The following is a 1007-nucleotide window of genomic DNA, read 5'->3' on the forward strand; positions in this document are numbered from 1 at the left end:
ATCACCGCCACGGTCACCGACAGCGCCGGCAACAGCGCCGAAGGCACTGACTCCGCCACCCTGGATTACGGCGTGGGCACCGGTGCCCCGGCGGCGCCGACTGTCGTGATTGATGAAGATGCCAACAACGACGGCTACATCAACGACACTGAGCTGGATGGCGACATCAATATCACCGTCACCCTGGGGGTGGGTACCGCCGTCGGCGATACCCTGATTGTTACTGACCAGGATGGCAATGCGCTGTTTAACGGCACCGTGACCCAGGCCATGCTGGATAACGGCGTGCCGGTCACCATGAGCGCGCCGGCCACCGGCACCGCCATCAGCGTCACCGCCACGGTCACTGACCCGGCGGGCAACAGCGCCAATGGCTCTGACAGCGCCGTACTGGATGACGGCGTTGGCACCGGCGCGCCTGCTGCGCCGACTGTCACTATCACCGAAGACACCAATAACGACGGCACCATCAATGATGCCGAGCTGGACGGCCAGGTGAACATCACGGTGGCACTGGGCGCGGGCACCGCCGTGGGCGACACCATCGTGGTCACCGATCAGGATGGCAACACCCTGTTCAGCGGCCCGGTTACTCAGGACATGCTGGATAACGGTCTGTCACTGGCCATTGATGCGCCAGCGTCCGGCACCACACTGGAAGTCACTGCCACAGTCACTGATCCTGCCGGCAACAGTGCCCAGGGCAGCGACTCGGCCCTGCTGGATTACAGCGGTAACCCACCGTCGCCATCGGCGCCCACCGTGGTGATTACCGAAGATGCCAACAACGATGGCTACATCAATGATGGCGAGCTGTCCGGTCAAATCGACATTACCGTCACCCTGGGCAGCGGCACTGACGTGGGCGACACCCTTGAAGTGACCGACCAGGATGGCAACGTCATCTTCTCCGGCACCGTGACTCAGGACATGCTGGATAATGGTCTGGATCTGAGCATAGATCCGCCTGCCACCGGCACCAATCTGGTGGTCACGGCCACCGTCAC

General features: G+C 62.7%; 1 pseudogene. It reads left to right on the forward strand.

From position 1 onward, the window contains the following. A pseudogene (locus tag GMA8713_RS27865) lies at positions 1-1007 on the forward strand (hypothetical protein); the annotation flags it as partial.

It is taken from the genome of Grimontia marina (assembly GCF_900060185.1).
GTDB classification, from domain to species: domain Bacteria; phylum Pseudomonadota; class Gammaproteobacteria; order Enterobacterales; family Vibrionaceae; genus Enterovibrio; species Enterovibrio marinus.